The following is a 26953-nucleotide window of genomic DNA, read 5'->3' as shown; positions in this document are numbered from 1 at the left end:
GTCGGTGTTTTCTGTTTTTTCTTTCTTTTTGCCTCCCCTCCTCCTGCCCTCCGTTCCCCCCCCCCCCCCCCCCCCCCCCCCCCCCCCCCCCCCCCCCGCCAGGCCGTTCACAGGGTGAGCTTGAAACCCACGTGCGAGGCGGTGAAGCCGAGACGCTCGTAGAAGCGGTGGGCGTCCATCCGGGTGGCGTCCGAGGTCAGCTGCACCAACTGGCATCCCTGGCGCCGGGATTCATCGACCGCCCACTCGATGAACTGTGTCCCCAGCCCGCTGCCGCGTTCGCCGGTGTGGATGCGGACGCCCTCGATGATCGACCGGGTGGCGCCGCGGCGGGACAGACCCGGGATCACCGTGAGCTGGAGCGTGCCGACGACCTGACCCGCCCGGACGGCGACGACCAGGTGCTGGTTCGGGTCGGACGAGAGGCGTTCCAGTGCCGCCAGGTACGGGGCAAGGTCGTCGGGGGACTCCCGCTGGGCGCCCAGCGGGTCGTCGGCGAGCATGGCCACGATCGTGGGGATGTCGTCCGTCGTGGCGGGCCGTATTTCAAGATCTCCCATGGCCGCACCCTACGCAGTCGACGCCCGGGGAGATCGATTGCCTATGCCGGTGCCGGGGCGTTCAGTGACTCCACCACCCGGACCAGAGGGGCCAGTTCGGGGCTCTTGGCGGCTTCGTCGAGTGCCTCGCGCAGGGCGGTGTCGTTGGTGGGCCGGGCCTGTTCCAGCAGGGTGAGGCCGGCGTCGGTGACATCGGTGTAGATGCCGCGCCGGTCTGTGGGGCACAGGTAGCGCGAGAGCAGGCCGCGGTCTTCGAGTCTGGTGACCAGGCGGGTGGTGGCGCTCTGGCTGAGGACGACCGCGTCGGCGACCTACTTCATCTGCCGGTCCTGCTCGCGATGGCGATGACCGTGCTCGGCTTCGGCGGCGTCTTCGCGGCCATCACCTACATCGCGCCGATGATGACCCACGTCGCGGGCTTCGCCGACGGCTCCGTCACCTGGCTACTCGTGCTGTTCGGTCTCGGCATGGTCGCCGGCAACCTCGGCGGTGGCAGGTTCGCCGACCGCGCCCTGATGCCCCTGCTGTACGTCTCGCTGGGGGCCCTGGCCGTCGTCCTGGCGCTCTTCACGCTCACCGCCCACCACAAGGTGTCGGCAGCCGTCACGATCGCTCTCATCGGCGCCCTGGGGTTCGCGGCCGTCCCGCCGCTCCAGAAGCGGGTGCTCGACCAGGCACACGGCGCGCGGACCCTGGCCTCGGCTGTGAACATCGGCGCCTTTAACCTGGGCAACGCACTCTCCGCGTGGCTCGGCGGACTCGTCATCGGTGCCGGCTTCGGGTACACGGCACCCACCTGGGTCGGCGCCGCCCTCGCCACGGCCTCGCTGCTCCTCGCCTTCCTGCCGGCCGCCCTGGAACGCCGCGACCACGTCCCCGCCGAGGCCGACACGCAGACCCCGGCACCCGGACAGCGGGCCGCGGTACACGGCTGAGCAAGCCGGACCGGGTGGGGCTCCTGGTCGTCGTCCGGTACGAACGCCGGTTCCCGAACCCCTCGGGAGCCGGCGGCGTCGTGCGAGCGGGTCTCAGCCCGCTGCCACCGTCAGAGGGGCGAACCGTCGGCTCCAGTCCCCGGGCAGCTCCCCGATCCCGTAGGTCATGACCGCGTTGAAGGCGACGGACTCCAGCCCTCGCTCCTTGGCCCAGGTGATCAACTGCTCGTGGCGCACGTCGATGTCGGTCCGCAGGGGACGGTCGGTGTGGGCGGCGAGGGAAGCGAGCAGTGCCTTCGCCGTCTCCGTGTCCTCGGCGATCAGCGGGCCGACGACATGTGTGTCCATGCTGGGCCAGGCCGCCGCGTATCCGACGATCCGGCCCCGCGCTTCGGCCACACGCAACTGGTCGGCGAAGGCGGGCAGCCGGGTGACGATGTGCGTACGGTCTGCGCCGAACACCTCCTCGTCGAGGCGGAGGATCGAGGTGAGGTCCTCGGCGGTGGCCGCACGGGTCGAGACCTCGAGTGGCGGGCCACCTGGTCGGAAGCGGCCGCACAGCATTTCGGCCCGTCCGGTGGTCTTGAAACCGAGTTCCTCGTAGAGCGGACGCCCGTAGGGTGTCGCGTGCAGGGTCAGTGGTGTCGGGGCCATCTCCGAGACGACGTGGCGCATCAGCCGTCGGCCGAATCCTTGGCGAGCGTGTCGCTCGGCGACCAGCACCATGCCGATGGCCCCGAGGTCGGGGCGGTCCCGCGGCCCGTACTCGGTGACCACACAGGCAGCCAGGAGCCCCCCGTCGGGGTCGTCGATGCCGTATCCCTTACCGGCCACGAGGAGAAGGCTCCACTTGTGTTCCTCGCGCGGCCACCCCCGGTCCTCGGACAGGTCGGCGCAGGCGGTGAGATCGCGGAGCGTCAGCCGGCGAATGGGCAGAGCGGTGTGAGAGACAGTCGGCACGCAGGTCAGGCTGTCGGACGGGCGCCCTCGGCGTCCACCTCTTTCCCGCGTCACATACGAGCTTTTGGCCATGCGGTGGCCCGCCCGACAACGCATCGGGGCGGTGGGCGTTTCACGTGAAACATCGGCGAACGGCAAGCATCCGGCAATGATCCGAGGGAGCCCACAGCGGGCACCGCTAGCCTCTGGCGGCATGGCGAGACTGCATCTCTTCGATCTCGACGGCACCTTGCTGCACGGCACCAGCGCGCCCGTGGAAATCTCGCGACAGCTCGGCCTGGAAACAGAAACGCTGGCGCTGGACGCGGCTGCTCTATCGGGTCTGATCACACCGCCTCAGTACGCGACACGGATACGCGAACTCTGGGCGGACCTCACCGACGCCCATGTGACGGCAGCCTTCGACAGTGCGCCGTGGCTGGCTCGTATCAGCGAGGTGTGGGCGGAGATCAGACAGCAGGGCGACTACTGCGCGGTCGTGTCGCTTTCGCCGTCCTTCTTCGTGGAACGCCTGACCGGATGGGGTGCGCATGCCGCCTATGGGTCGCGATTTCCCGCTGTGCCCTTCACCGAACCCGTGGACCCGTCCGGCGTCCTCAGCGCGGCGGCCAAGGTTCTGATCGCCGAACGGCTCTGTGCGGAGTTCGGGGTACGGCGGGCCGACTGTGTCGCTTATGGCGATTCATCGTCGGACAAGGACCTGTTCGCTGTGGTGCCCGTCTCCGTCGCTGTGAATGCGGACCACCATCTGATCGATGTCGCCACTCATTCCTACCGGGGCAGGGATCTGTGGGAAGCCTATGAATTGGTGCGCCAAGCACACGCCGAATGAGAGCGTGTCGGCCTGCCTGTACGACATCGACACCCTGCCCAGGCTGCAGCAGCCCCGTCCCTGGCTCTCGGTCCGCGGTCGTCGACCGGCAGGCGCATCCTGACGCCCGGCCCGCGTCAGCCGAGGTCCGGTGCGTGCAGTGCGCGCACGCCCTCGATGTTCCCGTCCAGGTAGTGCCGCAGGGACAGCGGCACCAGGTGGACGGTGGCGATCCCGACACGGGTGAACGGCACCCGCACGATCTCGTACTCGCCGATGGGCTCGTCCACCTCGGGGCCGTGGCGCAGCCCGGTGTCCATGGACTCGAGACGGCAGACGAAGAAGTGCTGCACCTTCACACCGGAGGTGCCGTGGTCCTCGCCGATGTGCTCCACGGTGTCCACGAAACAGGGAATGACATCGGTGATCTTGGCGCCGAGCTCCTCGTGGACCTCGCGATGCAGGGCATGCACCACGGTCGGGTCCTCCGGCTCGACCCCGCCTCCGGGCGTGACCCAGTAGGGATCGACACCAGGCTTGGTGCGTTTGATCAGGATCAGGTTGTCGCCGTCCAGCAGAACGGCACGGGCGGTGCGCTTGACCACGGGTCGGACGGTCATGGGAGAAATGTGGCCCCGCTGGTTCCACGTGAAACATCATGGGAGGTCACCGACCGAGCTCAGGGTGTGATCCCAGGTGGCCCAGCCCCTCCGATCCTCCCTGGAGCGCGGCTCAGCACCAGTCGGCGGCCGCGTGCAGCAGCCACTCGTGGGCCCGTGCGATGTGCGGCATGGCCAGCGTGCCGGTCCGGACCACCAGGAAGTACGTCCGCAGGGGTGGCACCGCCGGATCGTGCAGGGCCAGCAGGTCGCCCCGCTCCAGCGCCTGGCGACAGAGATAGCGGGGCAGCACGGCGAGGCCCGCGCCCGCGATCGCGCATGCGAGAACGGCACGCAGGTCGGGAACGATGACGGTGCCGGGAGCCGGCGGGCGGGAGTCGAAGACGGAGGCCCAGTAACGGGACACGAAGGGCAGTGACTCGTGCACCTCGACCAGGGGGACCTGCTCCAGCCCGAGCGCACCCTTGCCGTGCGGATCCACCGGGTCGATCTCCCCGGCCCAGCGCGGGGCGGCCACCAGGACGTGCTCCTCGTCGCAGAGCGCAGTCGCCGTGAGCAGCGGCCCGCGCGGACGGGCCGTGCAGATGGCCAGATCATGATGTCCGGCGGCCAGTCCCTCCAAGGTCTCCTCGGCGTTGCCGAAGGAGGTCCGCAGGGCGAATCCCTGGCCGTCCTCGCCGGTCAGCTCCGTCAGGGCGGGCAGCGCCCGCTCGGCGGTGAACTCCGGAGGGCCGGCGAGGTGCAGGGTCCGTACGGAGGACTCGTCATCGAGCCCGGTCTCGGCGATCTCCACCAGGGCGTCGAGATGCGGCGCGGCCTTGTGGGCGAGTTCGTCCCCGATGGTCGTCGGTGTCACGCCGCGGGCTTGGCGCAGGAACAGCGGGCGCCCCAACTGCCGCTCCAAGGTGCGGATCTGGGAGGTCACGGCGGGCTGGGAGAGGCCCAGCAGCGCGGCGGCGCGCGTGAAGGAACCGGCCCGGTGCACGGTCACGAAGGTGCGCAGCAAGGCCAGATCCATCGACGCCCTCCCTTCCCTGCCCTTCGCCCGGCCCCCCGGCCGCGCCCAACTATAAATAAGTCGATAGGGACCTGTCGCTACTGTGATTGGACACTGACACAGAGTCAACTAGCCTTATGCGCGCGGTTCTTCGCGCGCAGAACCGGGACGGTCCGAGCCACGAGGGGGGAGGCTCGGACCGTCCGCCGCGCGCGGCCGGGTACGGCGGCAGGCATGCACGGGCCGGTCGCTGCGACGGCGGCGCGTGTGCGCAGGCCCGCGAGAACGCCGACTCCTCGGGTGTGCGCAGCCCCGTCGGAGCGCCGCCTCCTCCCATGCGCTCCGGTCGGTCAGAGTGCCGACTCGTCCAGCGCGCGCAGCACGTCAGCCACCAGGTCCTCGGGGTCCTCGGCTCCGACCGAGAGACGGATGAATCCCTCGGGCACCGCGTCACCGCCCCAGCGGCCGCGCCGTTCGGCGGTGGACCGGACCCCGCCAAAGCTGGTCGCGTCGTCCACCAGCCGCAGCGCGTCCAGGAAGCCGTCGGCCCGCTCGCGCGAGGGCAGCGTGAAGGACACCACGCACCCGTAGCGGCGCATCTGCTGCGAGGCGATCTTGTGCGAGGGGTCGTCGGGCAGCCCCGGATACCGCAGCCCGGTCACCTCCGGCCGGCTCCGCAGGGCCTCGGCGACGACGAGCGCGCTCGCGTTCTGCCGGTCGACCCGCAGCTGGAGCGTGGCGATCGAACGGTGCGCGAGCCAGGCCTCCATGGGCCCCGGGATCGCACCGACGATCTTCCGCCAGCGCCGCACGCCGGCCATCGTCGCGGCGTCGCGGCCGGTGACGTATCCGAGGAGCACGTCGCCGTGCCCGGTGAGCTGCTTGGTGCCGCTCGCGACCGAGAAGTCGGCGCCGAGCTCCAGCGGGCGCTGCCCGAGCGGTGTGGCGAGGGTGTTGTCGACGGCCACCAGGGCGCCGCGCGCGTGGGCGGCCTCGGCGAGCCTGCGGATGTCGCACACGTCCAGTCCCGGGTTGGACGGGCTCTCGATCCACAGCAGTTTCGCGCCGTCCAGGACGTCGAGCTGCGCGTCGCCGCCGGTGGGAGCGGTGCGCACCTCGATGCCGTACGCCTCCAGCTGGGCACGTACGAGGGGCAGCACCTGGTAGCCGTCGCCCGGCAGGACGACGGCGTCCCCGGCGCTCAGCTGGGAGAAGAGCACCGAGGAGATCGCGGCCATGCCCGAGGCGAACACGAGTGTCTGGGCGTCCCCCTGTCCCGGCGCCTCCAGCTCGCTGATCGCCCGCTCCAGCAGGGTCCAGGTGGGGTTCTCGTCGCGGCCGTAGGTGTAGGGGCCGGTGGGGTCGCCCGGCAGGTGGAAGTGGGCGGCGAAGACCGGCCCGGGGAGGGTCGGCTCGTGCTTGACCGGTTCGGGCAGCCCGGCCCGCACGGCGCGGGTGCCGTCGCCGCCGCCGTCCGACAGCCCCTGTGTCTCCGTACCGCTCATGCCACTCGTCCTTCCACCTGCTCGCTCACCGCGGCGAGCAGACCGTCGCTCGCCGCCTCCACCATCTCAAGACACTCCTCGAAGCCGTCCGTCCCCCCGTAGTACGGGTCCGGAACGTCCAGGTCGTCGGGGGCGGCGGGGTCGTACGAGCGGAGCAGGCGCACCTTCTCCGCGTCCTGCCCGGTGGGCGCGAGGCGCCGCAGCGCCCGGAAATGGCCGGTGTCGAGGGCGACGACGAGGTCGAGCCGGGAGAACCAGGACGCCTGGAACCGGCGGGCGGTGTGGGCGCTCTCGTAGCCGTGGCCCTCCAGGACGGCGACGGTGCGCGGGTCGGCCCCGTCGCCCTCGTGCCATCCGTCGGTGCCGGCGCTGTCGACTTCGACCAGGCCGTCGAGGCCGGCCTCCCGCACGCGGGCACGGAAGACCGATTCGGCCATGGGCGAGCGGCAGATGTTGCCCGTGCAGACGAAGCAGACGCGATAGGGCATGGCGGGCTCAGTCCCCGTCCGGCAGGACGACGTTGAGGGCCCAGGAGACGATCGAGATGATCAGGCCGCCGAGGACCGCGGTCCAGAAGCCCTCGACGTGGAAGCTGAGGTCGAGCTTGTCGGCCAGCCACGAGGTGAGCAGCAGCATCAGCGCGTTGACCACCAGGGTGATCAGACCGAGCGTCAGGATGAACAGCGGGAAGGTCAGCACCTTCACGACCGGCTTGACCAGGACGTTCACCAGGCCGAAGACCAGGGCGACCAGTATCAGGGTGGCGACTTCCTTGCCCGTGCTGTCACCGGTCAGGGTGATCTTGTCGAGCAGCCACACGGCGACCGCCAGTGCACCCGCGTTGGCGATCGTCTTGACTAGGAAATTCTTCATGTGTCTGATCGTGGCAGAAGAGATCGGTTACGAGTACGGCGAGGGCGGACGAAGTCGATGAAGGCATTCCGGCTGGACGAACTGGAGGCGGAGCGCGCCGCCAACGACGGCGCCTACCTGCAGTTCCTGCGTGAGCGGAACATGTCGGTCGGTCTGTACGCGCTGGACGCCGGCGACCACGACCGGCAGCAGCCGCACAACCAGGACGAGGTGTACTTCGTGGTGAGCGGCCGCGCCGCGATCACCGTCGGCATGGAGACCACGCAGGTGTCACGCGGCAGCGTCGTGTACGTACCGGCCGGGGTGGCCCACAAGTTCCACCACATCAGCGAGGACCTGCGGGTCATGGTGGTCTTCTCTCCGCCCGAGAGCTGAGCCGCGGCCTCAGGGTTCCCTAGGGGTTCGGTCAGGGGACGGCAAGGGGTGCGAGGCCCCCGCCGGGACCCCTGGCGGCTCTAGCATCGACCGCAGGACACAAGCAGGACCCGGCGGCGGACGTGCGGGGGTCGACAGGCCCCGGCACCGCGCACGCGGGTCGTCGACAGGAACCCGGCACAGCGACGGGCGGAGAGATAAGGACGAGAGCGATGCGAGAGATCTTCACGGGACTGCCCTGGTGGGTGAAGTGGGTCGCGGTGCCGGTCATCGCCCTGGTCGTGTTCGGCGGACTGATAGCCAGCGTCGTGGGCTTCTTCATCGGCCTGCTCTTCAAGGCACTGGTCTTCGTCGCCCTGGTCGGCGGCCTGATCTACGTCGTACGGAAGTTCACGGCGAGCTCCTCGTCGCGCGGCGACTGGTGAGCCTCCCGGGAAACCGGTGACCGGTAACAGGAATCACCGGTTCCCTCGGGTGGGGGAAGTTTCCCGGACAGGCGGTCCGCAAGCGGTGGCAGGCGGTTAAAGTCCGGGAACTCGACGCGGGGACCACCCGCGTGAGCGGCGTACACCCCCTCCCGTGTCACCCGCACGGGCTGCCCCCTCGCGCTTCGGGAGTGACCCCTTGGCCACGGTAGACACCGCCCCCGCGGAAGCCCACGCTCCGCCCACGGCGGCCCGCACCACCCTTCCCCCACCGGGAGCCCGTACCGCCCTCCCGTCACCGGGGGCCCGCCTCCGGCCCCCCGAGCAGCCCGCGGCCTCGCCACGGCCGCACCGGGCGGCAGCCGCCGCCCGGCAGCGCCCGCCGGTGCTGCCCGAGCAGCCGCACTCCTCCCCGCCCCTCCCCGCCGCACCGCACACCGCCACACTCATCGGTTCCGTGCAGCGCGCGATGCGTCTGCTGGAATGCGTCGCCGAGCACACACACGGGGCGCCCGCCAAACAACTGGCCCGGGAGACCGGACTGGCCCTCCCCACGGCTTACCACCTGCTGCGCACCCTTGTGCACGAGGGCTATCTGCGCCGCGACAAGGGACTGTTCTTCCTGGGGGAGGCCGCCGAGCGGCTGTCCAGCGACGGAGCCCGGCAGAAACGTCGCAGCACGATCGCGGACACGCTCGCGCACTGGCGGGACGCCATCGGCGCACCCGTGTACTACGCGATGTACCGCGACGGCGAGATCGAGATCATGTGCGTCTCCGACACCCCGGGCAATCCGGCGGTCGAGGAGTGGGCCGACTTCCGTGAGACCGGGCACGCGCACGCCATCGGGCAGTGTCTGCTCGCTCAACTGGACGAGGACGCGCGGCGCGACCACCTCGACCGCTATCCCGTTCAGTCCGTCACGCCGTACACGGTGCGTGACGGTCACACCCTCCTGCGGCGCCTCCAGCACATGCGGCGGGCGGATCCGGTGATCGAACGGCAGGAGTACGCACTGGGGACGGTGTGCGCGGCGATCCCCGTCACGGTGGGTGCCACGGCGGCGTCTATGGCCATTTCCCTCCCCTCCCACCAGGCGGATCGTCTCCTGACGGCGGCCCGCCAACTGCAGGAGGAGGCAGACCGGCTGCTCGGGTCGCTGGCCCTCTCTATCAGTATCTGAAAACTCACTCCTTGTGATCTGTTGTGTACTTTCTGCAAGATGCCTTCAATGTCAGAGGGTTGATTCCCGGCCAGTCGACGGCATATGACGGGGTAGACGATGCGAGAGTCCGTACAGGCAGAGGTCATGATGAGCTTCCTCGTCTCCGAGGAGCTCTCCTTCCGCATCCCGGTGCAGCTGCGTTACGAGGCCGGTGATCCCTACGCGGTCCGGCTTACCTTCCATCTCCCCGGTGACGCGCCCGTGACCTGGGCTTTCGGTCGCGAGCTGCTGATCGACGGCGTGGGCCGGCCGTGCGGAGAGGGGGACGTGCGAGTCTCGCCCGCCGACCCCGAATCGCTGGGTGAAGTCCTGATCCGGCTTCAGGTCAGCGGCGACCAGGCGCTGTTCCGTTCCTCGACGGCCCCGCTCATCGCCTTCCTGGACCGCACCGACAGGTTGGTCCCGCTGGGCCAGGAGGGTGCGATCGGCGACTTCGACGCCCACCTCGACGAGGCACTCGACCGCATCCTGGCCGAGGAACAGAGCGCGGGCTGAGGCAGTACGGCGACGAGGTGGCGGAACGCTTCAACGCGCTGCCGACGGAACGCTTCTCGGCCGTTCGACGCTCACCCGTCGAGTGGACCGCGAGCGCCTGTCCGGCGGACGGGGCATGGGGCTGTGCAGTAACGCTTCGCCTGCCCCCGGAGCAGCCCGGGCGGGGGAAGCGCGGCGAGCGGACCGAGCGGGCCGGCTCAGCCCGGCCCCGCTCGGCTCGGCCGCCCGGCCCGAACCGACCGGATCGAGTGTGCCTGCCCGACCGAGTGGCCCGCACCCGCCGTCGCCGCCGCCTCAGTGCTTGCGCCGCCTGCCCCCGCCACCGCGCGAAGGCGCCGTCCGGGGTTCCGCCGTCACCGCTTCGGTCTCGGGCCGGTCGGCGGCGACCACCAGCGCCGCGAGAGCTGTCGTGACGGGCACGGAGGCGACCAGCCCGATCGAGCCGACAAGCGTGCGCACGATCTCCTCCGCGACGAGTTCGCTGTTGGCGACCGCGCCGACGCTGCTCTGCGCGATGGAGAAGAGCAGCAGCAGAGGCAGCGCGGCGCCCGCGTAGGCGAGGACGAGGGTGTTGACGACGGACGCGATGTGGTCGCGGCCGATGCGGATGCCCGCCCGGTACAGCCCGCGCCGGCCCATCGACGGATTGGCCTCGTGCAGCTCCCAGACCGCGGACGTCTGTGTGACCGTCACGTCGTCGAGGACACCGAGCGAACCGATGATGATGCCGGCGAGCAGCAGACCACTCATGTCGATCGACGGATACAGGCCGTGGATCAGGCCGGTGTTGTCGTCCGTGTTGCCGGTGAGCGCGGCCCAGCCGTTGAACAGCGAGCCGAGTACACCGATCAGCACCAGCGAGACGAGGGTGCCGAGCACGGCCACCGACGTACGGGCCGACAGGCCGTGACACAGGTACAGGGCGATGAGCATGATGGCGCTCGCCCCGACCACCGCCACGACCAGAGGATTCGAGCCCTGCAGGATCGCGGGCAGGATGAAGAGGGTCAGCACCAGGAAGCTGGCGGCCAGTGCGACCAGCGCCATGACGCCACGCAGCCGTCCCACCACCACGACGGCCACCGCGAAGATGCCGGCGAGCAGGGCCATCGGGAACCTGCGGTTGACGTCGGTGACCGAGTACTGCAGGTCCTTGGGCGCGGAGGGTTCGTAGGCGACCAGGACCTTCTCGTCCTCGTGCAACTGCCGTGACTGGTCCGGCTGGACCACCTCGGTGAACGTACGGCCCTTGTCGTCGCCGCTGTCGACCCGGATCGTCGCCTTCTTGCAGGTACCACCGGCCTGCTGCTGGGCGGCCGAGCCCCCGGCGGTCGCGGTGCCGCCGGCGGAACTGCCCGTCGAGGCGTTCACCGACGCGCAGCTCACGCTCACCACCCGGGTGACGGTGGCGTGCTGGGTCTGCCGGTCGAAACCGACGCCGGTGCGCTGGTGCGGAGGGGCACCACCCGGCCACAGCACCACGAGCCCGACCACCACCGCCATGCCGAACGGGATGAGGATCGCGGCGATGACCTTCCGCAGATGCTTCGACACGGGCGCGGCCGGCCCATGACTGTGCGAGTGCCCGTGCCCACCGCTGGAACCCTGCTCGTGCCCGCCACCGGAGCCCGCCCGGTGGTCATGCCCACCGGAGCCTGGCTGGTGGTCATGCCCGCCCCCGGACCCCGGCCCGTGCTGGTGTCCGCCACCGCCACCGCCACCGCCACCGTCGCGGCCGCGGGAGCCCGGCCCATGGTCGTGTCCGTCACCGAAACCCGGCCCGTGCTCGTGCCCGCCGCCGGGACCGCCGCCGTTGCCGCTGCCGTTCCCACCCCCATGGCCGTAGCCGTTGCCATGGCCGTTGCCCTGGCCGGGCCCGCGGGGCGGCTCGGGCGGTGGATACGGGGGCTGGTGTGTCGTGGTCACCGCCCGATCATCGCAAGAACGCCGGGGGCCCTCTGTTCACCGCGCCCGAATTGACGCTAGCGTGGAGTCACCTTTGCACACGCGGGAGCTCGGAGCACCGGGCTGAGAGGGCGCTGACCTCCATCTTCGCGGTGTTTCACCGAGACGTCACCCGAACCGGGTGATGTTTCACATGAAACATCGGCAGACGGACATCGCTGCGTCGACCGCCGAACCTGTTACCGGGTAATGCCGGCGTAGGGAGTAGGTCTCATGACCAACAAGGACGCACGCACGCCTGCCTCCGCACAGATTCCGACGGAGCCTTCGAAGGAGAGCGCGACGACCGCCACGAGTGGGGAGAGCGGCGCGAGCGCGGAGAACGGCGCGAGCGGAGAGTCCGTCGGCTGGCACAAGGGATACGTCGAGGGCTCACGCCCCGACCTGCGGGTGCCGGTCCGTCAGGTGCACCTGACCAACGGGCGGTCGGTCACGCTGTACGACACCTCGGGGCCGTACACCGATCCTCTCGTCGACACCGATGTCCGCCGGGGGCTGCCCCCGCTGCGGGAGAACTGGATCGTCGCCCGCGGTGACACAGAGGAGTACCCGGGCCGGCCCGTCCGACCCGAGGACGACGGCCTCAGGCACACCGCGCCGCGCGGCGGCCTGCGCAACCTCGACGCGGTCTTCCCCGGCCGGCCGCGCCAGCCGCGCCGCAGCCGGGACGGCGGGGCGGTCACACAGCTCGCGTACGCCCGGCGCGGCGAGGTCACACCCGAGATGGAGTACGTGGCCATCCGGGAGAACATGTCACCCGAGGTGGTCCGTGAGGAGATCGCGGCCGGGCGGGCGGTGTTGCCGGCCAACGTGAACCACCCGGAGATCGAACCGATGATCATCGGTAAGCGGTTCCTGGTGAAGGTGAACGCCAACATCGGGAATTCGGCGGTGACTTCCTCCATCGAGGAGGAGGTCGAGAAGATGACGTGGGCGACCCGCTGGGGTGCCGACACGGTCATGGACCTGTCCACCGGCCGCAACATCCACACCACCCGCGAGTGGGTGCTGCGCAACTCCCCCGTCCCCATCGGCACGGTGCCGCTCTATCAGGCACTGGAGAAGGTCGACGGCCGCGCCGAGGAGCTGACCTGGGAGATCTACAAGGACACGGTCGTCGAACAGGCCGAGCAGGGCGTGGACTACATGACGGTCCACGCGGGTGTGCGCCTGCCGTACGTACCGCTGACGGCCAACCGCAAGACCGGCATCGTCTCCCGTGGCGGCTCGATCATGGCCGCCTGGTGTCTCGCGCACCACAAGGAGAGCTTCCTGTACGAGAACTTCGAGGAACTCTGCGAGATCCTCGCCGCCTACGACGTCACCTACTCGCTCGGCGACGGCCTCCGGCCGGGCTCGATCGCGGACGCCAACGACGAGGCGCAGTTCGCGGAGTTGCGGACGCTCGGGGAACTCAACCGGATCGCGAAGCGTTTCCATGTACAGACGATGATCGAAGGCCCGGGGCACGTCCCGATGCACAAGATCAAGGAGAACATCGACCTTCAGCAGGAGATCTGCGATGAAGCTCCGTTCTATACCCTCGGCCCGCTGACCACGGACGTCGCGCCGGCGTACGACCACATCACCTCCGGTATCGGTGCCGCGATGATCGCCTGGTGGGGCACGGCCATGCTCTGCTACGTCACGCCCAAGGAACACCTGGGCCTGCCCAACCGAGACGACGTCAAGACCGGTGTCATCACCTACAAGATCGCCGCCCACGCGGCCGACCTCGCCAAGGGCCACCCCGGTGCCCAGGAGTGGGACGACGCGCTCTCCGACGCCCGCTTCGAGTTCCGCTGGGAGGACCAGTTCAACCTGGCTCTCGATCCGGACACGGCCCGGGAGTTCCACGACGAGACGCTGCCCGCCGAACCCGCCAAGACGGCCCATTTCTGCTCCATGTGCGGGCCGAAGTTCTGCAGCATGAAGATCAGCCACAGCATCACGCGGCAGTTCGGCGGCGCCGCGGCCGAGGGGGCCTCGCCCGACGAGATCGCCGAGGGGATGCTGCAGAAGTCGAAGGAGTTCGCGGCGAGCGGGAGCCGGGTCTACCTGCCGATCGCCGACTGACCTCCACGGTCGACGGTCCGCGCACGCGGCGCGTGGGAGCGAGCCGCGTGCGCGGACCGGTCCCGGACGATCGAACCCGTTCGACGGTCCGGGACAACGGGGGACTCGTTCAGCGGCCCGGGACACCCCGATGCCCGGGAGGTGTCCCTTCGGCGTCCCGGCCCGCAGACTGGCCGTATGACAGCGAGATCAATGAGCAAGGGCGCCAACCTGCCGATCGGCGCCCCCTCCGTGCGCGCCGAGCTCGCCTGGTCCGAGGGGGCCGGCGTGCCGGACGCCGACGCCTCGGCGCTGCTGCTCACCGGCGCCGGACGCGTTCGTGACGACGGTGACTTCGTCTTCTACAACCAGCCGCAGCACGCGTCCGGCGCCGTACGGCATCTCGGGAAGCGGAAGACCTCCGGTCTCACGACCGACACGGTCGAGGTGAACCTGCGTGCGGTGGAACCCGCCGTGGAGCGGGTCGTGTTGTGCGCGTCGGCCGACGGCGGGACGTTCGGCCAGATGCCCGGACTGACACTGAGGGTCCTCGACTCCGACACCGGAGAAGAGCTCGCCCGCTTCGATCCACAGGCCACGACGGAGACGGCGTTCATCGGCGGCGAGCTGTATCTGCGGCAGGGACAGTGGAAGTTCCGTGCGGTGGGGCAGGGGTACGCGTCGGGACTCGCCGGGCTGGCCACCGACTTCGGCATCTCCGTGGAAGCCGACTCCCCGGCCACCGCCGCGCCGTCCGCGCCGCCCGTACCGGCTTCGGTGCCGTCCGCGCCCCCTGTACGTGCCTCGCCGTCCGCGCCGACGGAACCCATGGCGAGGCCGGCCACCCCCACCGCGCCGACGGCCGACGCGCGCCTGGCGCGGGACGAGGCGCGGCTGCCCGTGGACATGCGCAAGCGGCTGTCCCTGCGCAAGGAGCAGGTGGCGGTCAGCCTGCGCAAGCACGGCGCCGCCGGTGTCACCGCGCGGATCGTGCTGGTCCTGGACGCGTCGGGCTCCATGTCCTTCCTGTACTCGAAGGGCGTGGTGGCCGACGTGGTGGAGCGGATGGCCGCGGTCGCCGCGCAGGTGGACGACGACGGGGAGATGCAGGCGTGGACGTTCGCCTCGCAGGCGGCCCGGCTGCCCGATCTGCGTCTGGGTGAGCTTCCCGACTGGCTGCGGCTCCACGTCCGGGTCGGTGAACTGAGTCTGTTCCGCCGCAACAGGAAACCCAGGAAGGGACTGGAGCCCGGGCAGGTGGACATGCGGGCGGTCGGAATCCAGAACGAGGAGCAGAAGGCGATCGCCCAGGTGCGGCAGTACGTCCGTGAGAACCCGACCACGGCTCCCACACTGGTGCTGTTCTTCTCCGACGGAGGCGTCTACCGCAACGCCGAGATCGAACGGGAGCTCCGGGAGGCGGTGGAGGAGCCGATCTTCTGGCAGTTCGTGGGTCTTGGCCGGTCCGACTACGGCGTGCTGGAACGACTCGACACCATGCCGGGCCGCCGGGTCGACAACGTCGGGTTCTTCGCCGTCGACGACATCAGCACGGTGCCCGACCCGGAACTCTACGACCGGCTGCTGTCCGAGTTCCCGGACTGGATGACCGCCGCCGGCCGGGCCGGCATCCTCTGAACCGGCTCCGCCGAGCGACGCACGGTGCCGTGGACGGCCGGTCGTCGGCTTGCGCCCCGAGGCGGGGCCCTCCGCGGGGAGGGATGCCCGGGGCGGGGCGCAAGCCGGCCGTTACTCCGGCTGGTGTTCCGGCCCTCCGAAGTCCGGGCTGGTGTAGTCCGGGCTCGTGAAGCTCGGACGCGGGCCCGCGGGACCGTCGTCGGGGCTGCTGAAGCCCGGCCGGCCGTAGCCGAGGTGCGGCATGCGGCTGGTCGGCGCCGACGGGGCCGACGGCGCCGCACGGTGCAGTACGCCGCTGCCGGGGTCGGCCAGTGCCTCCCGCAGGAAAGGCAGGATGCCGCGCTCCAGCAGGGCCTCCCGCCAGGTCTCCCCGGCCCGGTCCACTTCCGCGCTCAGCTCGCCGTACGGTCCGGCGCTGAGCGAGGGCCTGTTGCGCAGCGCCGTCAGCAGGAGTCCGACGGCGGCGACCAGGATCGCGGCCGCGGTGACGGCCCCGAACACCCAGCCGGCGGTGAGCATGGTCTGGGCGAACGCCGGCTCGGGGTCCAGCATCTTCAGGATGTACCCCACGAGCAGGAAGATCGCCGCGGCGGTTCCGGCGAGGACCGGGGCGAGGACCGCGACGACGGCGACGGCGCCCGCGCCGGCGGTCTCGGCCACCTCCCCCATGGTGGTGGCGAGCCCCATCGCGGTCGCGCCCGGCTCCCCCGGGCCGGTTTCGCGAACGGCCGAGGGGGTGGACGGCGCCGGCTGGCGCAGTTCCTCGCGGACCTTGACGTAGTGCTGGTACTCGGTCGCCGCGGCCGCCGTGATGAGCGCGGTGGCGTTGAGCGCCATGGTGCGCAGCTGTTCGGTGTTGAGCCGCTGTCCGACAGCGGCCAGTTCCGGACGGTGTGGGGCGGAGCGCAGCGCCTCATCGAGGATCCGCTCGTATTCCTGGCGGTCCTCGCTCAGCAGGTGCTGCGGAACGCTGTTCATCTGCATCCCCCGATGCTCCGTAGGGCTTGTGGCTCGCATGACGACGAGCCGTCGGGCAGAAACGGAGGGGAGCCTGCTACGGATACGCCGATGGTAGAGCGGCGACGGCACTAGGTGACAGGGGGTTTGCAGAAATTGGCCCCTGGCCGAGCCGCCGCGCGTGGGTCAGCCGCGGGGGTGTTTGCCGGGTGAATACTCAGGTGGCCAGGGGAAGTTGCTGGACCAGCAGCTTTCCGGCCATGGTCACTCCGCCGTCCATCGCGATGGCGAGTCCGCCGGCGTAGACGTGCGGGCCCTCGACCAGGGGATCGGTCGTGTCCTCGTCGTCCTCGGAGCCCACCTCGCCCAGCAGGTACGGGATGGGACTGTGACCGTGAACGATGCGGGTACCGCCGTAGGTGTCCAGCAGCGAGCGCACCGCGTCGGCGCCGCCCTCGTCGCGGAAGGAGAAGCGCTTGGTGAACTTGCGGAACAGGTCCCACACCTCGTCCGCGTCGTTGCGGGTGATCGTCTCGCGGACCGTGTCGTTGACCGCCTCGATGGAGTCGCCGTAGTCGAGGTAGGCGGTGGTGTCCGAGTGGACGAGGAGATGGCCGTCGACCTCCTCCACGGCGTCGAGGCGGGCCATCCACTGGAGGTGGTGGTCCTGGAGGCGGTCCATGTCGGTCTTCTGGCCGCCGTTGAGGAGCCAGGCCGCCTGGAAGGTGGCGGTGCCCGCGCCGGAGTGGACGGGGGTGTCGCCGAACCGCTTGGCGCCGAGCAGCAGCAGTTCGTGATTGCCCATCAGGGCCTTGCAGTAGCCGCCCGCCGCGGCGGCCTCGGCGGACAGCCGCATCACGAGGTCGATGACCCCGATGCCGTCGGGGCCGCGGTCGGTGAAGTCGCCGAGGAACCAGAGCCGGGCGGTGCCCGCGCACCAGTTCCCCTCCGCGTCGACGAGGCCCTTCTCCCGGAGTGCGGCCAGCAACTCGTCGAGGTAGCCGTGCACGTCGCCGACGACGAACAGGGGCCCCGGCCCGCCGGCGGACTGCGGGGCCGGTGCGGGTGCCGGGTCGATCGGCACCTGAAGCGTGTCACCGCGGTTGATGACCGGCAGGTCGCGCTGTGTGGGCGTGTACCCGTCAGGATGCTCCACCGGCTCCTCCACGGGTCTGACGGCGCCCTCGGCGTGCGCGCTGTAGGAGTACGGCCCGGCCTCGTGGACGTACGCCGGTACCCGGAAGTCGCGCAACGTCGCCGTCCGCTCCGCCTCGGGTCCCTGACCGGCCCCCTGAGTCATCGACCCCTCCACCATCGCGCCGCATCTGCACCGCATCGGACTGCCTGGTCGCAGCGGCCCGCGGTGTCGTGGGCCCATCATAGGAATGCGGATCGCGCCGTGTGATGACCCAGGGGTGGTGAATCAGAGCGGGACTCCGGTTCACCGCGGCTTTCGCCCCGGTTGGGCAGGGCTTCGGCCGCCTCACGAACGCCTGTCTACTTCCCCTCGGGCGATCGCGGCGGGCTGACGGTCGTACGCGGAGGACGTCGCTGGGACGAGGTACGCACGATCAGTTCGGTCGGTATCACCTGTTCGACCGGCTGGTCCGCGTCGACGCCCTCGATGGCGTCGATGAGGAGCTGGACCACCGCCGTGCCGATCCGGCGCGGCTTGAGGGAGAGCGTTGTGATGGGCGGTTCGGTGTTGGCGTACACCGTGGACTCGCTGCAGCAGACGAGCAGCAGGTCCTCGGGGACGCGCAGCCCGTAGCGGCGGGCGGCGGCGAGCAGGTCGGTGCCGTTCGGGTCGAACAGGCCGTAGACGGCGTCGGGCCGGTCGGGGCGGGCGAGCAGCCGGTCGGCGGCGACGGCGCCCGCGCACGGATCGTGCGCCGGGTAGGACTCGTACACCGGGTCCTGGCCGACCCGCTCGCACCAGTGCAGGTAGGCGGTGGTCGACAGATGGGTGTACGTGTCGGTGGTGGTCCCGGTCAGCAGGCCGATGCGGCGGGCGCCCGCGTCGGCCAGGTGGTCGAGGATGCCGAGTACGGCGGCCTCGTGGTCGTTGTCGACCCAGGCGGTGACGGGGAGCGAGCCCGCCGGGCGGCCGTCGGAGACGACGGGTAACCCCTGCCGGACCAGTTCGCTGACCACCGGGTCGTGGTCGGACGGGTCGATGACCACGGTCCCGTCCAGGGCGACGTTCGACCACACGTCGTGGCGCGAGGTCGCCGGGAGGATGACGAGGGCGTAGCCGCGGGCGAGCGCGGCGGAGGTGGCGGCGCGCGCCATCTCGGCGAAGTACGCGAACTCGGTGAAGGTGAAAGGTTCATCCCCGTACGTCGTCACGGTCAGGCCGATCAGTCCGGACTTGCCGGTACGGAGCGTGCGTGCCGCGGCCGACGGGCGGTACCCGAGCCGGTCGGCGACTTCACGGACATGCCGGCGGGTGGCGTCCGGGAGCCTGCCCTTCCCGTTGAGGGCGTCGGAGACGGTCGTGATGGAGACTCCGGCGGCGGCGGCCACGTCCCTGATGCCCGCCCGGCCCGGCCGGCTGCCTCGGCGTGAGGTTTCCGCGCGGCTCACCTGGTGCTTCCCTGCTGCTGTCATGGCGAGCCGATAGTAGGGCTCATGCGGTGGGGTAGGGCGGACGCATATGCACGCGTTGGCAGGCACGTTTCTGCAAGGTCTCAGCTACCCAATTGCCTTGGAAATCAAGGGACTTGAACGGTTCAATGCCAGGACGTGACGTGACGGCCCGCACCGGCCTGCCAAGTACCCCATGTTTCGAAGAGGTCTCAACTCACCTGCACGAGGGATGCGCGCCACGGCGTGAGCCACCCGCGCATAGATATATGTAGCCGCGCCCCCCGATTCGTGTGGCTTCGTACGGTGATGCCCTTGGTGCAGGTGTGACGCATGAGGCTTCGGGCCCGGACCTGCAGGAGACCCTCGCCCACCTGTACGCAGGGGAGCGGAATCCTCATATGGTGAGCAGTATTGGAAGCCGGCGGTGGTGACGGTCCGCCGGTGGTCGCGAGGAGGACTGCGGTGAGCGAGACGAGCCCCAAGCTGCGTGCCGAGCTGGAGGGTATCCCCACCTACAAGCCGGGCAGGCCCGCCGCGTCCGGCGGTCCGGCCGCGTACAAGCTGTCCTCCAACGAGAACCCCTACCCTCCGCTGCCGGGCGTCATGGAGACGGTGACGGGCGCCGCCTCGTCGTTCAACCGGTACCCGGACATGGCGTGCACGGGCCTGATGAACGAACTGTCCGAGCGCTTCGCGGTCCCCCTCTCCCACCTGGCGACCGGCACCGGCTCGGTCGGCGTCGCCCAGCAGCTGGTGCAGGCCACCTCCGGCCCGGGTGACGAGGTGATCTACGCCTGGCGGTCCTTCGAGGCGTACCCGATCATCACGCAGGTCAGCGGCGCGACCTCGGTGCAGGTGCCGCTGACGCCGGGGGACGTGCACGACCTGGACGCGATGGCGGACGCGATCACGGACCGGACGCGGTTGATCTTCGTCTGCAACCCCAACAACCCGACGGGCACGGTCGTGCGGCGGGCCGAGCTGGAACGGTTCCTCGACCGGGTGCCCGCCGACGTGCTGGTGGTGCTGGACGAGGCGTACCGCGAGTTCATACGCGACATGGAGGTGCCGGACGGTGTGACGCTGTACCGGGACCGGCCCAACGTCTGCGTCCTGCGCACCTTCTCCAAGGCGTACGGCCTCGCCGGCCTGCGCGTGGGGTTCGCCATCGCCCATGAGCCGGTCGCGGCGGCGCTGCGCAAGACGGCTGTGCCGTTCGGTGTGAGCCAGCTCGCCCAGGACGCGGCGGTCGCCTCCCTGCGCGCGGAGGACGAGCTGCTCGGCCGGGTCGGCTCGCTGGTCTGCGAACGGACGCGGGTGGTCGACGCGCTGCGGGGCCAGGGCTGGACGGTGCCCGAGACGCAGGCCAACTTCGTGTGGCTGCGGCTGCGGGAGGCCACGGTCGCCTTCGCGAGCGCCTGTGAGCAGGCGGGCGTGGTGGTGCGGCCCTTCGCCGGCGAGGGCGTGCGGGTCACGATCGGCGAGAACGAGGCGAACGACATCCTCCTGCGGGTGGCCGAAGGGTTCCGCAAGGAGCTCTAGCGGCGGCGTGGGCCGAGCGGTCCACCGGGTCCGAGGCCCGAGCCTCCGGGCGGGGGCCCACCAGTGAACTCACCGGTGGGCCCCCGCCCCCTTCTGTTTCCGGCGGACCTCGGGGACCTGTGAGGGGACCGAAGGGCCCTAGAGGGACCCCCTGTCGATTGTCGAAAATCAGTGCGCCATAATGGCTTGTGAATGTGAACGCGTTCACAAGCGCGTCCCGGTTGCTCCCGGGATGCGTAGGACAAAAGGGGCAGACTGCTGCCACGCGGTGGCAACGTAAGGAGACTGACGACGTGGACCTGGCTTTGGCGCCGGAGACTCTGGCGCGTTGGCAGTTCGGCATCACCACCGTCTACCACTTCCTGTTCGTCCCCCTGACGATCTCGCTTGCCGCTCTCACGGCCGGGCTGCAGACCGCCTGGGTGCGTACCGAGAACGAGAAGTACCTCAGGGCGACCAAGTTCTGGGGCAAGCTCTTCCTGATCAACATCGCGATGGGCGTGGTCACCGGCATCGTGCAGGAGTTCCAGTTCGGCATGAACTGGTCGGACTACTCCCGCTTCGTCGGTGATGTCTTCGGTGCCCCGCTCGCCTTCGAGGCCCTGATCGCCTTCTTCTTCGAGTCCACGTTCATCGGCCTGTGGATCTTCGGCTGGGACAAGCTGCCCAAGAAGATCCATCTGGCCTGCATCTGGATGGTCTCGATCGGCACGATCCTGTCGGCGTACTTCATCCTCGCGGCCAACTCCTGGATGCAGCACCCCGTCGGCTACCGGATCAACAAGGCGAGGGGGCGTGCCGAGCTCACGGACTTCTGGCAGGTGCTGACCCAGAACACCGCGCTCGCCCAGGCCTTCCACACGCTGGCCGCCTCCTTCCTGACCGGCGGCGCGTTCATGGTCGGCATCGCGGCCTTCCACCTGTTCCGCAAGAAGCACGTGCGGGTGATGAAGACCTCGCTGCGGCTGGGCCTGGTCACCGTGGCCATCGCCGGCCTGCTCACCGCGGTCAGCGGGGACACGCTCGGCAAGGTCATGTTCAAGCAGCAGCCGATGAAGATGGCCGCCGCCGAGGCGCTGTGGGACGGCCAGAACGCCGCGCCCTTCTCGATCTTCGCGTACGGGGATGTCAGCAAGGGGCACAACTCCGTCGAACTGTCCGTCCCGGGGGTGCTGTCGTTCCTCGCCGACGACGACTTCAACTCCTACGTCCCCGGTATCAACGACACCAACAAGGCCGAGCAGCAGAAGTACGGTCCCGGCGACTACCGCCCGATCATCCCCGTCACCTTCTGGGCGTTCCGCTGGATGATCGGCTTCGGCATGGCGTCCTTCGCGATCGGCCTGGCCGGGCTGTGGCTGACCCGCAAGAAGTTCATGCTGCCCCAGCACCTGAGGGTCGGCGAGGACGAGGTGCCGCACCTGGTCCTGTTCAGGAACAAGGCGTTCGGCCCCAGGCTCACCAGGCTGTACTGGCTGGTGGCGATCTGGACCCTGGGCTTCCCGCTGATCGCCAACTCCTGGGGCTGGATCTTCACCGAGATGGGCCGCCAGCCGTGGGTCGTCTACGGCGTGCTGCAGACCCGGGACGCGGTCTCCCCCGGTGTCTCCCAGGGCGAGATCCTCACCTCGATGCTCGTCTTCACCGCGCTGTACGCCGTCCTCGCCGTCATCGAGGTCAAACTGCTCGTGAAGTACGTCAAGGCCGGCCCGCCCGAGCTCACCGACGCCGACCTCAACCCGCCCACGAAGATCGGCGGCGACACCCGTGACGCCGACAAGCCGATGGCCTTCTCCTACTAGGGCCCAGGGAGCTGCTGAGTCATGGAACTCCACGACGTCTGGTTCGTCCTCATCGCGGTCCTGTGGACCGGCTACTTCTTCCTGGAGGGCTTCGACTTCGGAGTCGGCATCCTCACCAGACTGTTGGCCCGGGACCGTCCCGAGAAGCGGGTGCTGATCAACACCATCGGCCCGGTGTGGGACGGCAACGAGGTGTGGCTGCTCTCGGCCGGCGGAGCGACCTTCGCCGCCTTCCCCGAGTGGTACGCCACTCTCTTCTCCGGGTTCTACCTGCCCCTGCTGGTCATCCTGGTCTGCCTGATCGTCCGGGGCGTCGCCTTCGAGTACCGGGCGAAGCGACCTGAGGAGAACTGGCAGCGCAACTGGGAGACCGCGATCTTCTGGACCTCGCTGATCCCGGCGTTCCTGTGGGGCGTCGCCTTCGGCAACATCGTGCACGGTGTGAAGATCGACCGGAACTTCGAGTACGTCGGCACCCTGTGGGACCTGCTCAACCCGTACGCGCTGCTCGGCGGGCTGGTGACGCTGACGCTGTTCACCTTCCACGGCGCGGTGTTCACGGCGCTCAAGACGGTCGGTGACATCCGGGAGCGGGCCCGCAAGCTGGCCCTGCAGGTCGGTCTGCTCGCGGCCGTGGTCGCGTTGGTCTTCCTGCTCTGGACGCAGGTGGACGGCGGAGACGGCAAGAGCCTGGTCGCGATGGCCGTGGCGGTGGCCGCACTGGTCGCGGCGCTGCTGGCGAACCAGGCAGGACGCGAAGGGTGGTCCTTCGCCCTGTCCGGGGTCACCATCGTGGCCGCCGTGTCGATGCTGTTCCTGACCCTCTTCCCGAACGTCATGCCGTCCTCGCTCAACGAGGACTGGAGCCTCACGGTCACCAACGCCTCGTCGAGCCCGTACACCCTGCGGATCATGACCTGGTGTGCCGGGATCGCCACGCCGCTCGTTCTGCTCTACCAGAGCTGGACCTACTGGGTGTTCCGCAAGCGGATCGGCACCCAGCACATCGCCGAAACCGCACACTGAGTCCGACGTGGAGGGGTGTGTCCCGGTGTTTCACGTGAAACACCCCTCTCTGGGCCGAAGGGCATGTTTCACGTGAAACCGATCGATCCCCGTCTTCTCCGGTACGCCCGCGCCACCCGTCACTTCCTGGTGGCGGTCGTCGGCCTCGGAGTCATCGGTGCGGGACTGGTCATCGCGCAGGCGATGCTCATCGCCGAAGTCGTCGTGGGGGCGTTCCAGCACGGGATGCCGGCCACCGAACTGCGCGCTCCGCTGCTGCTGTTGGTGGCCGTGGCGGTCGGTCGTGCCCTGGTCTCCTGGCTCACCGGGCTCGCCGCGCACCGGGCGAGCGCGGCGGTGAAGTCGGAGCTGCGCGGGAGGCTGCTGGAGCGCGCTGCGGCGCTCGGTCCCGGTTGGCTCGGCGGACAGCGCACCGGGTCGCTGGTCGCTCTCGCCACCCGGGGCGTGGACGCTCTCGACGACTACTTCTCGCGCTATCTGCCGCAGTTGGGGCTCTCGGTGGTCGTGCCGGTGGCGGTGCTGGCCAGGATCGTGACCGAGGACTGGCTCTCGGCCGCCCTCATCGTCACGACCCTGCCGCTGATACCGGTCTTCATGGTGCTGATCGGCTGGGCCACGCAGTCCCGGATGGACCGGCAGTGGCAGCTGCTGTCCCGGCTGTCCGGGCACTTCCTGGACGTCGTCGCGGGGCTGCCGACCCTCAAGGTGTTCGGGCGGGCCAAGGCGCAGGCGGAGTCGATCCGGCGGATCACCGACGAGTACCGGCAGGCGACGATGGGCACCCTGCGGATCGCCTTCATCTCGTCATTCGCGCTGGAGCTGCTCTCCACCCTTTCGGTGGCCCTGGTCGCCGTGACGATCGGGATGCGGCTCGTGCACGGGGAGATGGACCTGTACATCGGCCTCGTCATCCTCGTCCTCGCACCCGAGGCGTATCTGCCCCTGCGTCAGGTGGGGGCGCAGTATCACGCGGCGGCGGAGGGGCTGGCCGCTGCCGAGGAGATCTTCGCGGTGCTCGAGACACCGGTGCCGGCCGCGGGGACCGGTGCCGTGCCGCAGGGGGCCCTGGCGTTCGACGGTGTCACGGTCCGCTACCCGGGCAGGTCCGGTGACGCGGTGTCGAAGGTGTCGCTCGCCGTCGAGCCCGGGGAGACGGTCGCGCTCGTCGGACCGAGCGGTGCGGGCAAGTCGACGCTGCTGAACGTGCTGCTGGGATTCGTGCGGCCCAGTGACGGGCGGGTCCTGGTCGGGGGCACCGACCTCGCCGAGATCGATCTCGCGCAGTGGCACACACAGATCGCGTGGGTGCCGCAGCGGCCCCAGCTGTTCGCGGGGACGATCACCGAGAACGTACGGCTGGCCCGGCACGACGCGGACGAGGCCGCCGTACGGCGTGCCCTCGCGGACGCGGGCGCGCTGGAGTTCGTGGACGCGCTGCCCGACGGCGCCGACACGCGGCTGGGTGAGGACGGGGCCGGGCTGTCCGCCGGGCAGCGGCAACGGCTCGCGCTGGCCCGGGCGTTCCTCGCGGACCGGCCGGTGCTGCTGCTCGACGAACCGACGGCCGCGCTGGACGGGGCGACGGAGGCCGAGGTCGTGGCCGCGGTACGGCGACTGGCCGTCGGACGGACCGTGCTGCTGGTGGTCCACCGACCGGCGCTGCTGGAGGTGGCCGACCGGGTGGTGCGGCTGGAGGCCGGCACACCCGAAGGAATCGCGGCCCCAGTGCGGGACCCTGCCCTCGCGGAAGCCGGACCCGCGGAGTCCGAGGCCCACCGGATCGAGGAGGGACCGGCTGCCGACGCGGGTCACGACCGGATCGGGACTCGGGAGCCGGCCTCCGGCGCCCCTGGGGTCCTGGGCCGGGTGCGCGCCCTGTCCGGCGCCCGGCGCGGCCGCCTCGCCCTCGCCCTGCTGCTCGGAAGCCTCGCCCTCGGCAGCGCTGTCGGTCTCATGGCCACGTCCGGATGGCTCATCTCCCGGGCCGCGCAGCAGCCGCCGGTGCTGTATCTCATGGTGGCCGTGACCGCGACGCGGGCCTTCGGCATCGGGCGGGCCGTCTTCCGGTACGGCGAGCGGCTGGTGTCGCACGACGCCGTGCTGCGGATGCTGGCCGACACCCGGGTCGCCGTGTACCGGCGGCTGGAGCGGCTGGCGCCCGCCGGGCTGCGCCGCACCCGCCGGGGCGACCTGCTCTCCCGGCTGGTCTCCGACGTCGACGCCCTCCAGGACTACTGGCTGCGCTGGCTGCTGCCCGCCGGTACCGCGGTCACGGTCTCCGCCGCGGCCGTCGCGTTCACCGCCTGGCTGCTGCCCCTGGCCGGCGTCGCCCTCGCGGCCGGGCTGCTGGCCGCGGGCGCCGGGGTCCCGCTGGTCACGAGTGCGGTGGCACGGCGGGCCGAACGCCGGCTGGCCCCCGCCCGCGGAGCACTGGCGACCCGGGTCACGGACCTGCTCACCGGCACCGCCGAACTGACCGTCGCCGGTGCCCTGCCCGCACGCACCGCTGAGGCGCGCAGGGCCGACGCCATCCTCACCCGCATCTCCTCGCGCGCCGCCACCGCCACCGCGCTCGGCGACGGACTCACGGCACTGCTCTCCGGCCTGACCGTCGCCGTCGCCGCCCTCCTCGGCGCGCAGGCGGTCGCCGGTGGACGGCTGAGCGGAGTGGCCATGGCCGTCGTCGTCCTCACACCGCTGGCCGCGTTCGAGGCCGTCCTCGGGATGCCGCTCGCCGCGCAGTACCGGCAGCGGGTGGCCCGGAGCGCGGAGCGCGTGTTCGAGATCCTGGACGCCCCCGAACCCGTACGGGAGCCGGAACAGCCGCGTCAGGCGTCCGCGTCACCGTTCCCGATCGTGATCGAGGGCCTGGCCGCCCGCCACCCCGGACAGGACCGGGACGCCCTCACCGGACTCGACCTCACCCTCACGGAGGGCCGCCGGGTCGCCGTCGTGGGGACCTCCGGGTCCGGCAAGACCACCCTGGCCCAGGTGCTGCTGCGCTTCCTGGACGCCGACCGCGGCTCGTACACGCTGGGCGGGGTGGACGCGAACACCCTGGACGGCGACGACGTACGGCGGTTCGTGGGGCTGTGCGCGCAGGACGCGCACCTCTTCGACAGCTCGGTGCGCCAGAACCTGCTGCTCGCGAAGAAGACCGCGTCCGAGGGCGAACTGCGCGGCGCCCTCGCGCGGGCCCGGCTGCTCGACTGGGCCGACAGCCTGCCCGACGGACTCGACACGCTGGTCGGCGAGCACGGGGCCCGGTTGTCGGGCGGGCAGCGGCAGCGGCTGGCGCTGGCTCGCGCGCTGCTCGCCGACTTCCCCGTCCTCGTGCTCGACGAGCCCGCCGAGCACCTCGACCTGCCGACGGCCGATGCCCTGACCGCCGATCTGCTGGCCGCGACCGAGGGCCGCACGACGCTGCTCATCACCCACCGGCTGGCCGGCCTGGAGGCCGTGGACGAGGTGGTGGTGCTCGACGCGGGACGCGTGGTGCAGCGCGGCACGCACGCCGAGCTGACCGTCGTGGAGGGGCCGCTGCGGACGATGGCGGAACGCGAGACGGAGTCCGGACTGCTCACGACGGCACGCTGAG

Annotated in this window: 22 protein-coding genes and 2 pseudogenes; 12 read left to right on the top strand and 12 right to left on the bottom strand. The window is 70.4% G+C overall.

Annotated elements, in window-relative coordinates:
* Positions 1 to 107: 107 nt before the first annotated feature.
* Both AC07AZ_RS04715 and AC07AZ_RS04710 read right to left on the bottom strand, forming a co-directional pair.
* Complete coding sequence (locus AC07AZ_RS04715) at positions 108 to 560, bottom strand: N-acetyltransferase family protein (protein ID WP_478843799.1); 453 nt, start codon at positions 558 to 560, stop codon at positions 108 to 110.
* Positions 561 to 601: 41 nt separating this feature from the next.
* Positions 602 to 871, bottom strand: a pseudogene (locus AC07AZ_RS04710) (MarR family winged helix-turn-helix transcriptional regulator); the annotation flags it as partial.
* Positions 872 to 886: 15 nt separating this feature from the next.
* Here AC07AZ_RS04710 and AC07AZ_RS04705 point away from each other — a divergent pair.
* A pseudogene (locus AC07AZ_RS04705) lies at positions 887 to 1495 on the top strand (MFS transporter); the annotation flags it as partial.
* A 93-nt stretch (positions 1496 to 1588) separates the two neighbouring features.
* On the opposite strand, the gene AC07AZ_RS04700 reads toward AC07AZ_RS04705, so the two are convergent.
* A complete protein-coding gene (locus AC07AZ_RS04700) occupies positions 1589 to 2455 on the bottom strand; it encodes a GNAT family N-acetyltransferase (protein ID WP_478843797.1) in 867 nt (288 codons plus the stop codon).
* A gap of 193 nt (positions 2456 to 2648) precedes the next feature.
* Between AC07AZ_RS04700 and AC07AZ_RS04695 the strand changes: the two genes are divergently transcribed.
* Entirely contained in the window at positions 2649 to 3287 is a 639-nt protein-coding gene (locus tag AC07AZ_RS04695) for an HAD family hydrolase (RefSeq protein WP_478843795.1), read from the top strand.
* Positions 3288 to 3403: 116 nt separating this feature from the next.
* On the opposite strand, the gene AC07AZ_RS04690 is transcribed toward AC07AZ_RS04695, so the two are convergent.
* From AC07AZ_RS04690 to AC07AZ_RS04670, 5 genes are all read right to left on the bottom strand, one after another.
* Complete coding sequence (locus tag AC07AZ_RS04690; RefSeq protein ID WP_478843793.1) at positions 3404 to 3886, bottom strand: NUDIX domain-containing protein; 483 nt, start codon at positions 3884 to 3886, stop codon at positions 3404 to 3406.
* A 112-nt stretch (positions 3887 to 3998) separates the two neighbouring features.
* Positions 3999 to 4904, bottom strand: a complete 906-nt coding sequence (locus AC07AZ_RS04685; protein ID WP_478843791.1) for a LysR family transcriptional regulator — start codon at positions 4902 to 4904, stop codon at positions 3999 to 4001.
* Between the two features lie 329 nt (positions 4905 to 5233).
* Positions 5234 to 6388, bottom strand: a complete 1155-nt coding sequence (locus AC07AZ_RS04680; RefSeq protein WP_478843789.1) for a cystathionine gamma-lyase — start codon at positions 6386 to 6388, stop codon at positions 5234 to 5236.
* Positions 6385 to 6876 carry a low molecular weight protein-tyrosine-phosphatase gene (locus AC07AZ_RS04675; RefSeq protein WP_478843787.1) on the bottom strand — a complete coding sequence of 164 codons (492 nt, stop codon included), beginning with the start codon at positions 6874 to 6876 and terminating at the stop codon, positions 6385 to 6387. Before AC07AZ_RS04675 ends, AC07AZ_RS04680 begins: the two co-directional genes overlap by 4 nt.
* 7 nt (positions 6877 to 6883) lie before the next feature.
* Positions 6884 to 7261 carry a phage holin family protein gene (locus AC07AZ_RS04670; RefSeq protein WP_478843785.1) on the bottom strand — a complete coding sequence of 126 codons (378 nt, stop codon included), beginning with the start codon at positions 7259 to 7261 and terminating at the stop codon, positions 6884 to 6886.
* Positions 7262 to 7318: 57 nt separating this feature from the next.
* Between AC07AZ_RS04670 and AC07AZ_RS04665 the strand changes: the two genes are divergently transcribed.
* The 4 genes from AC07AZ_RS04665 (at position 7319) to AC07AZ_RS04650 (ending at position 9781) form a co-directional block, all read left to right on the top strand.
* Positions 7319 to 7636, top strand: coding sequence for a cupin domain-containing protein (locus tag AC07AZ_RS04665; protein WP_478843783.1), 318 nt, complete (start codon positions 7319 to 7321; stop codon positions 7634 to 7636).
* A 212-nt stretch (positions 7637 to 7848) separates the two neighbouring features.
* Complete coding sequence (locus AC07AZ_RS04660; protein WP_478843781.1) at positions 7849 to 8061, top strand: DUF5326 family protein; 213 nt, start codon at positions 7849 to 7851, stop codon at positions 8059 to 8061.
* A 469-nt stretch (positions 8062 to 8530) separates the two neighbouring features.
* The gene (locus AC07AZ_RS04655) at positions 8531 to 9244 is read left to right on the top strand and encodes an IclR family transcriptional regulator (protein ID WP_478844166.1); all 714 of its coding nucleotides are present in this window, start codon (positions 8531 to 8533) and stop codon (positions 9242 to 9244) included.
* Between the two features lie 99 nt (positions 9245 to 9343).
* Complete coding sequence (locus AC07AZ_RS04650; RefSeq protein ID WP_478843779.1) at positions 9344 to 9781, top strand: SsgA family sporulation/cell division regulator; 438 nt, start codon at positions 9344 to 9346, stop codon at positions 9779 to 9781.
* A gap of 294 nt (positions 9782 to 10075) precedes the next feature.
* On the opposite strand, the gene AC07AZ_RS04645 is transcribed toward AC07AZ_RS04650, so the two are convergent.
* Positions 10076 to 11707, bottom strand: a complete 1632-nt coding sequence (locus AC07AZ_RS04645) for a YibE/F family protein (RefSeq protein ID WP_478843777.1) — start codon at positions 11705 to 11707, stop codon at positions 10076 to 10078.
* Between the two features lie 252 nt (positions 11708 to 11959).
* On the opposite strand from AC07AZ_RS04645, the gene thiC reads away from it, so the two are divergent.
* Entirely contained in the window at positions 11960 to 13822 is a 1863-nt protein-coding gene (gene thiC, locus AC07AZ_RS04640) for a phosphomethylpyrimidine synthase ThiC (protein WP_478843775.1), read from the top strand.
* A 177-nt stretch (positions 13823 to 13999) separates the two neighbouring features.
* Positions 14000 to 15439 (top strand): VWA domain-containing protein, encoded by a 1440-nt coding sequence (locus tag AC07AZ_RS04635; RefSeq protein WP_478843773.1) that lies wholly within the window; start codon positions 14000 to 14002, stop codon positions 15437 to 15439.
* A 111-nt stretch (positions 15440 to 15550) separates the two neighbouring features.
* Here AC07AZ_RS04635 and AC07AZ_RS04630 read toward each other — a convergent pair whose 3' ends face one another.
* The 3 genes from AC07AZ_RS04630 to AC07AZ_RS04620 form a co-directional block, all read right to left on the bottom strand.
* Entirely contained in the window at positions 15551 to 16423 is an 873-nt protein-coding gene (locus AC07AZ_RS04630; RefSeq protein WP_478843771.1) for a hypothetical protein, read from the bottom strand.
* A 190-nt stretch (positions 16424 to 16613) separates the two neighbouring features.
* Positions 16614 to 17711 (bottom strand): metallophosphoesterase, encoded by a 1098-nt coding sequence (locus tag AC07AZ_RS04625; protein WP_478843769.1) that lies wholly within the window; start codon positions 17709 to 17711, stop codon positions 16614 to 16616.
* A gap of 182 nt (positions 17712 to 17893) precedes the next feature.
* Positions 17894 to 19006 carry a LacI family DNA-binding transcriptional regulator gene (locus AC07AZ_RS04620; protein WP_478843767.1) on the bottom strand — a complete coding sequence of 371 codons (1113 nt, stop codon included), beginning with the start codon at positions 19004 to 19006 and terminating at the stop codon, positions 17894 to 17896.
* A 441-nt stretch (positions 19007 to 19447) separates the two neighbouring features.
* On the opposite strand from AC07AZ_RS04620, the gene hisC reads away from it, so the two are divergent.
* The 4 genes from hisC to cydD all read left to right on the top strand — a co-directional run bounded on the left by hisC (position 19448) and on the right by cydD (position 26952).
* Positions 19448 to 20527 (top strand): histidinol-phosphate transaminase, encoded by a 1080-nt coding sequence (gene hisC / locus AC07AZ_RS04615; protein ID WP_478843765.1) that lies wholly within the window; start codon positions 19448 to 19450, stop codon positions 20525 to 20527.
* A 293-nt stretch (positions 20528 to 20820) separates the two neighbouring features.
* A complete protein-coding gene (locus AC07AZ_RS04610; RefSeq protein ID WP_478843763.1) occupies positions 20821 to 22329 on the top strand; it encodes a cytochrome ubiquinol oxidase subunit I in 1509 nt (502 codons plus the stop codon).
* Between the two features lie 21 nt (positions 22330 to 22350).
* A complete protein-coding gene (gene cydB, locus AC07AZ_RS04605) occupies positions 22351 to 23355 on the top strand; it encodes a cytochrome d ubiquinol oxidase subunit II (RefSeq protein WP_478843761.1) in 1005 nt (334 codons plus the stop codon).
* A gap of 63 nt (positions 23356 to 23418) precedes the next feature.
* A complete protein-coding gene (gene cydD / locus AC07AZ_RS04600; protein ID WP_478843759.1) occupies positions 23419 to 26952 on the top strand; it encodes a thiol reductant ABC exporter subunit CydD in 3534 nt (1177 codons plus the stop codon).
* Position 26953: the final 1 nt, after the last annotated feature.

Source organism: Streptomyces sp. NPDC043878 (assembly GCF_056435735.1).
Note: the sequence above shows the minus strand (reverse complement) of the source record. Positions and strands in the feature narration are given on the sequence as shown.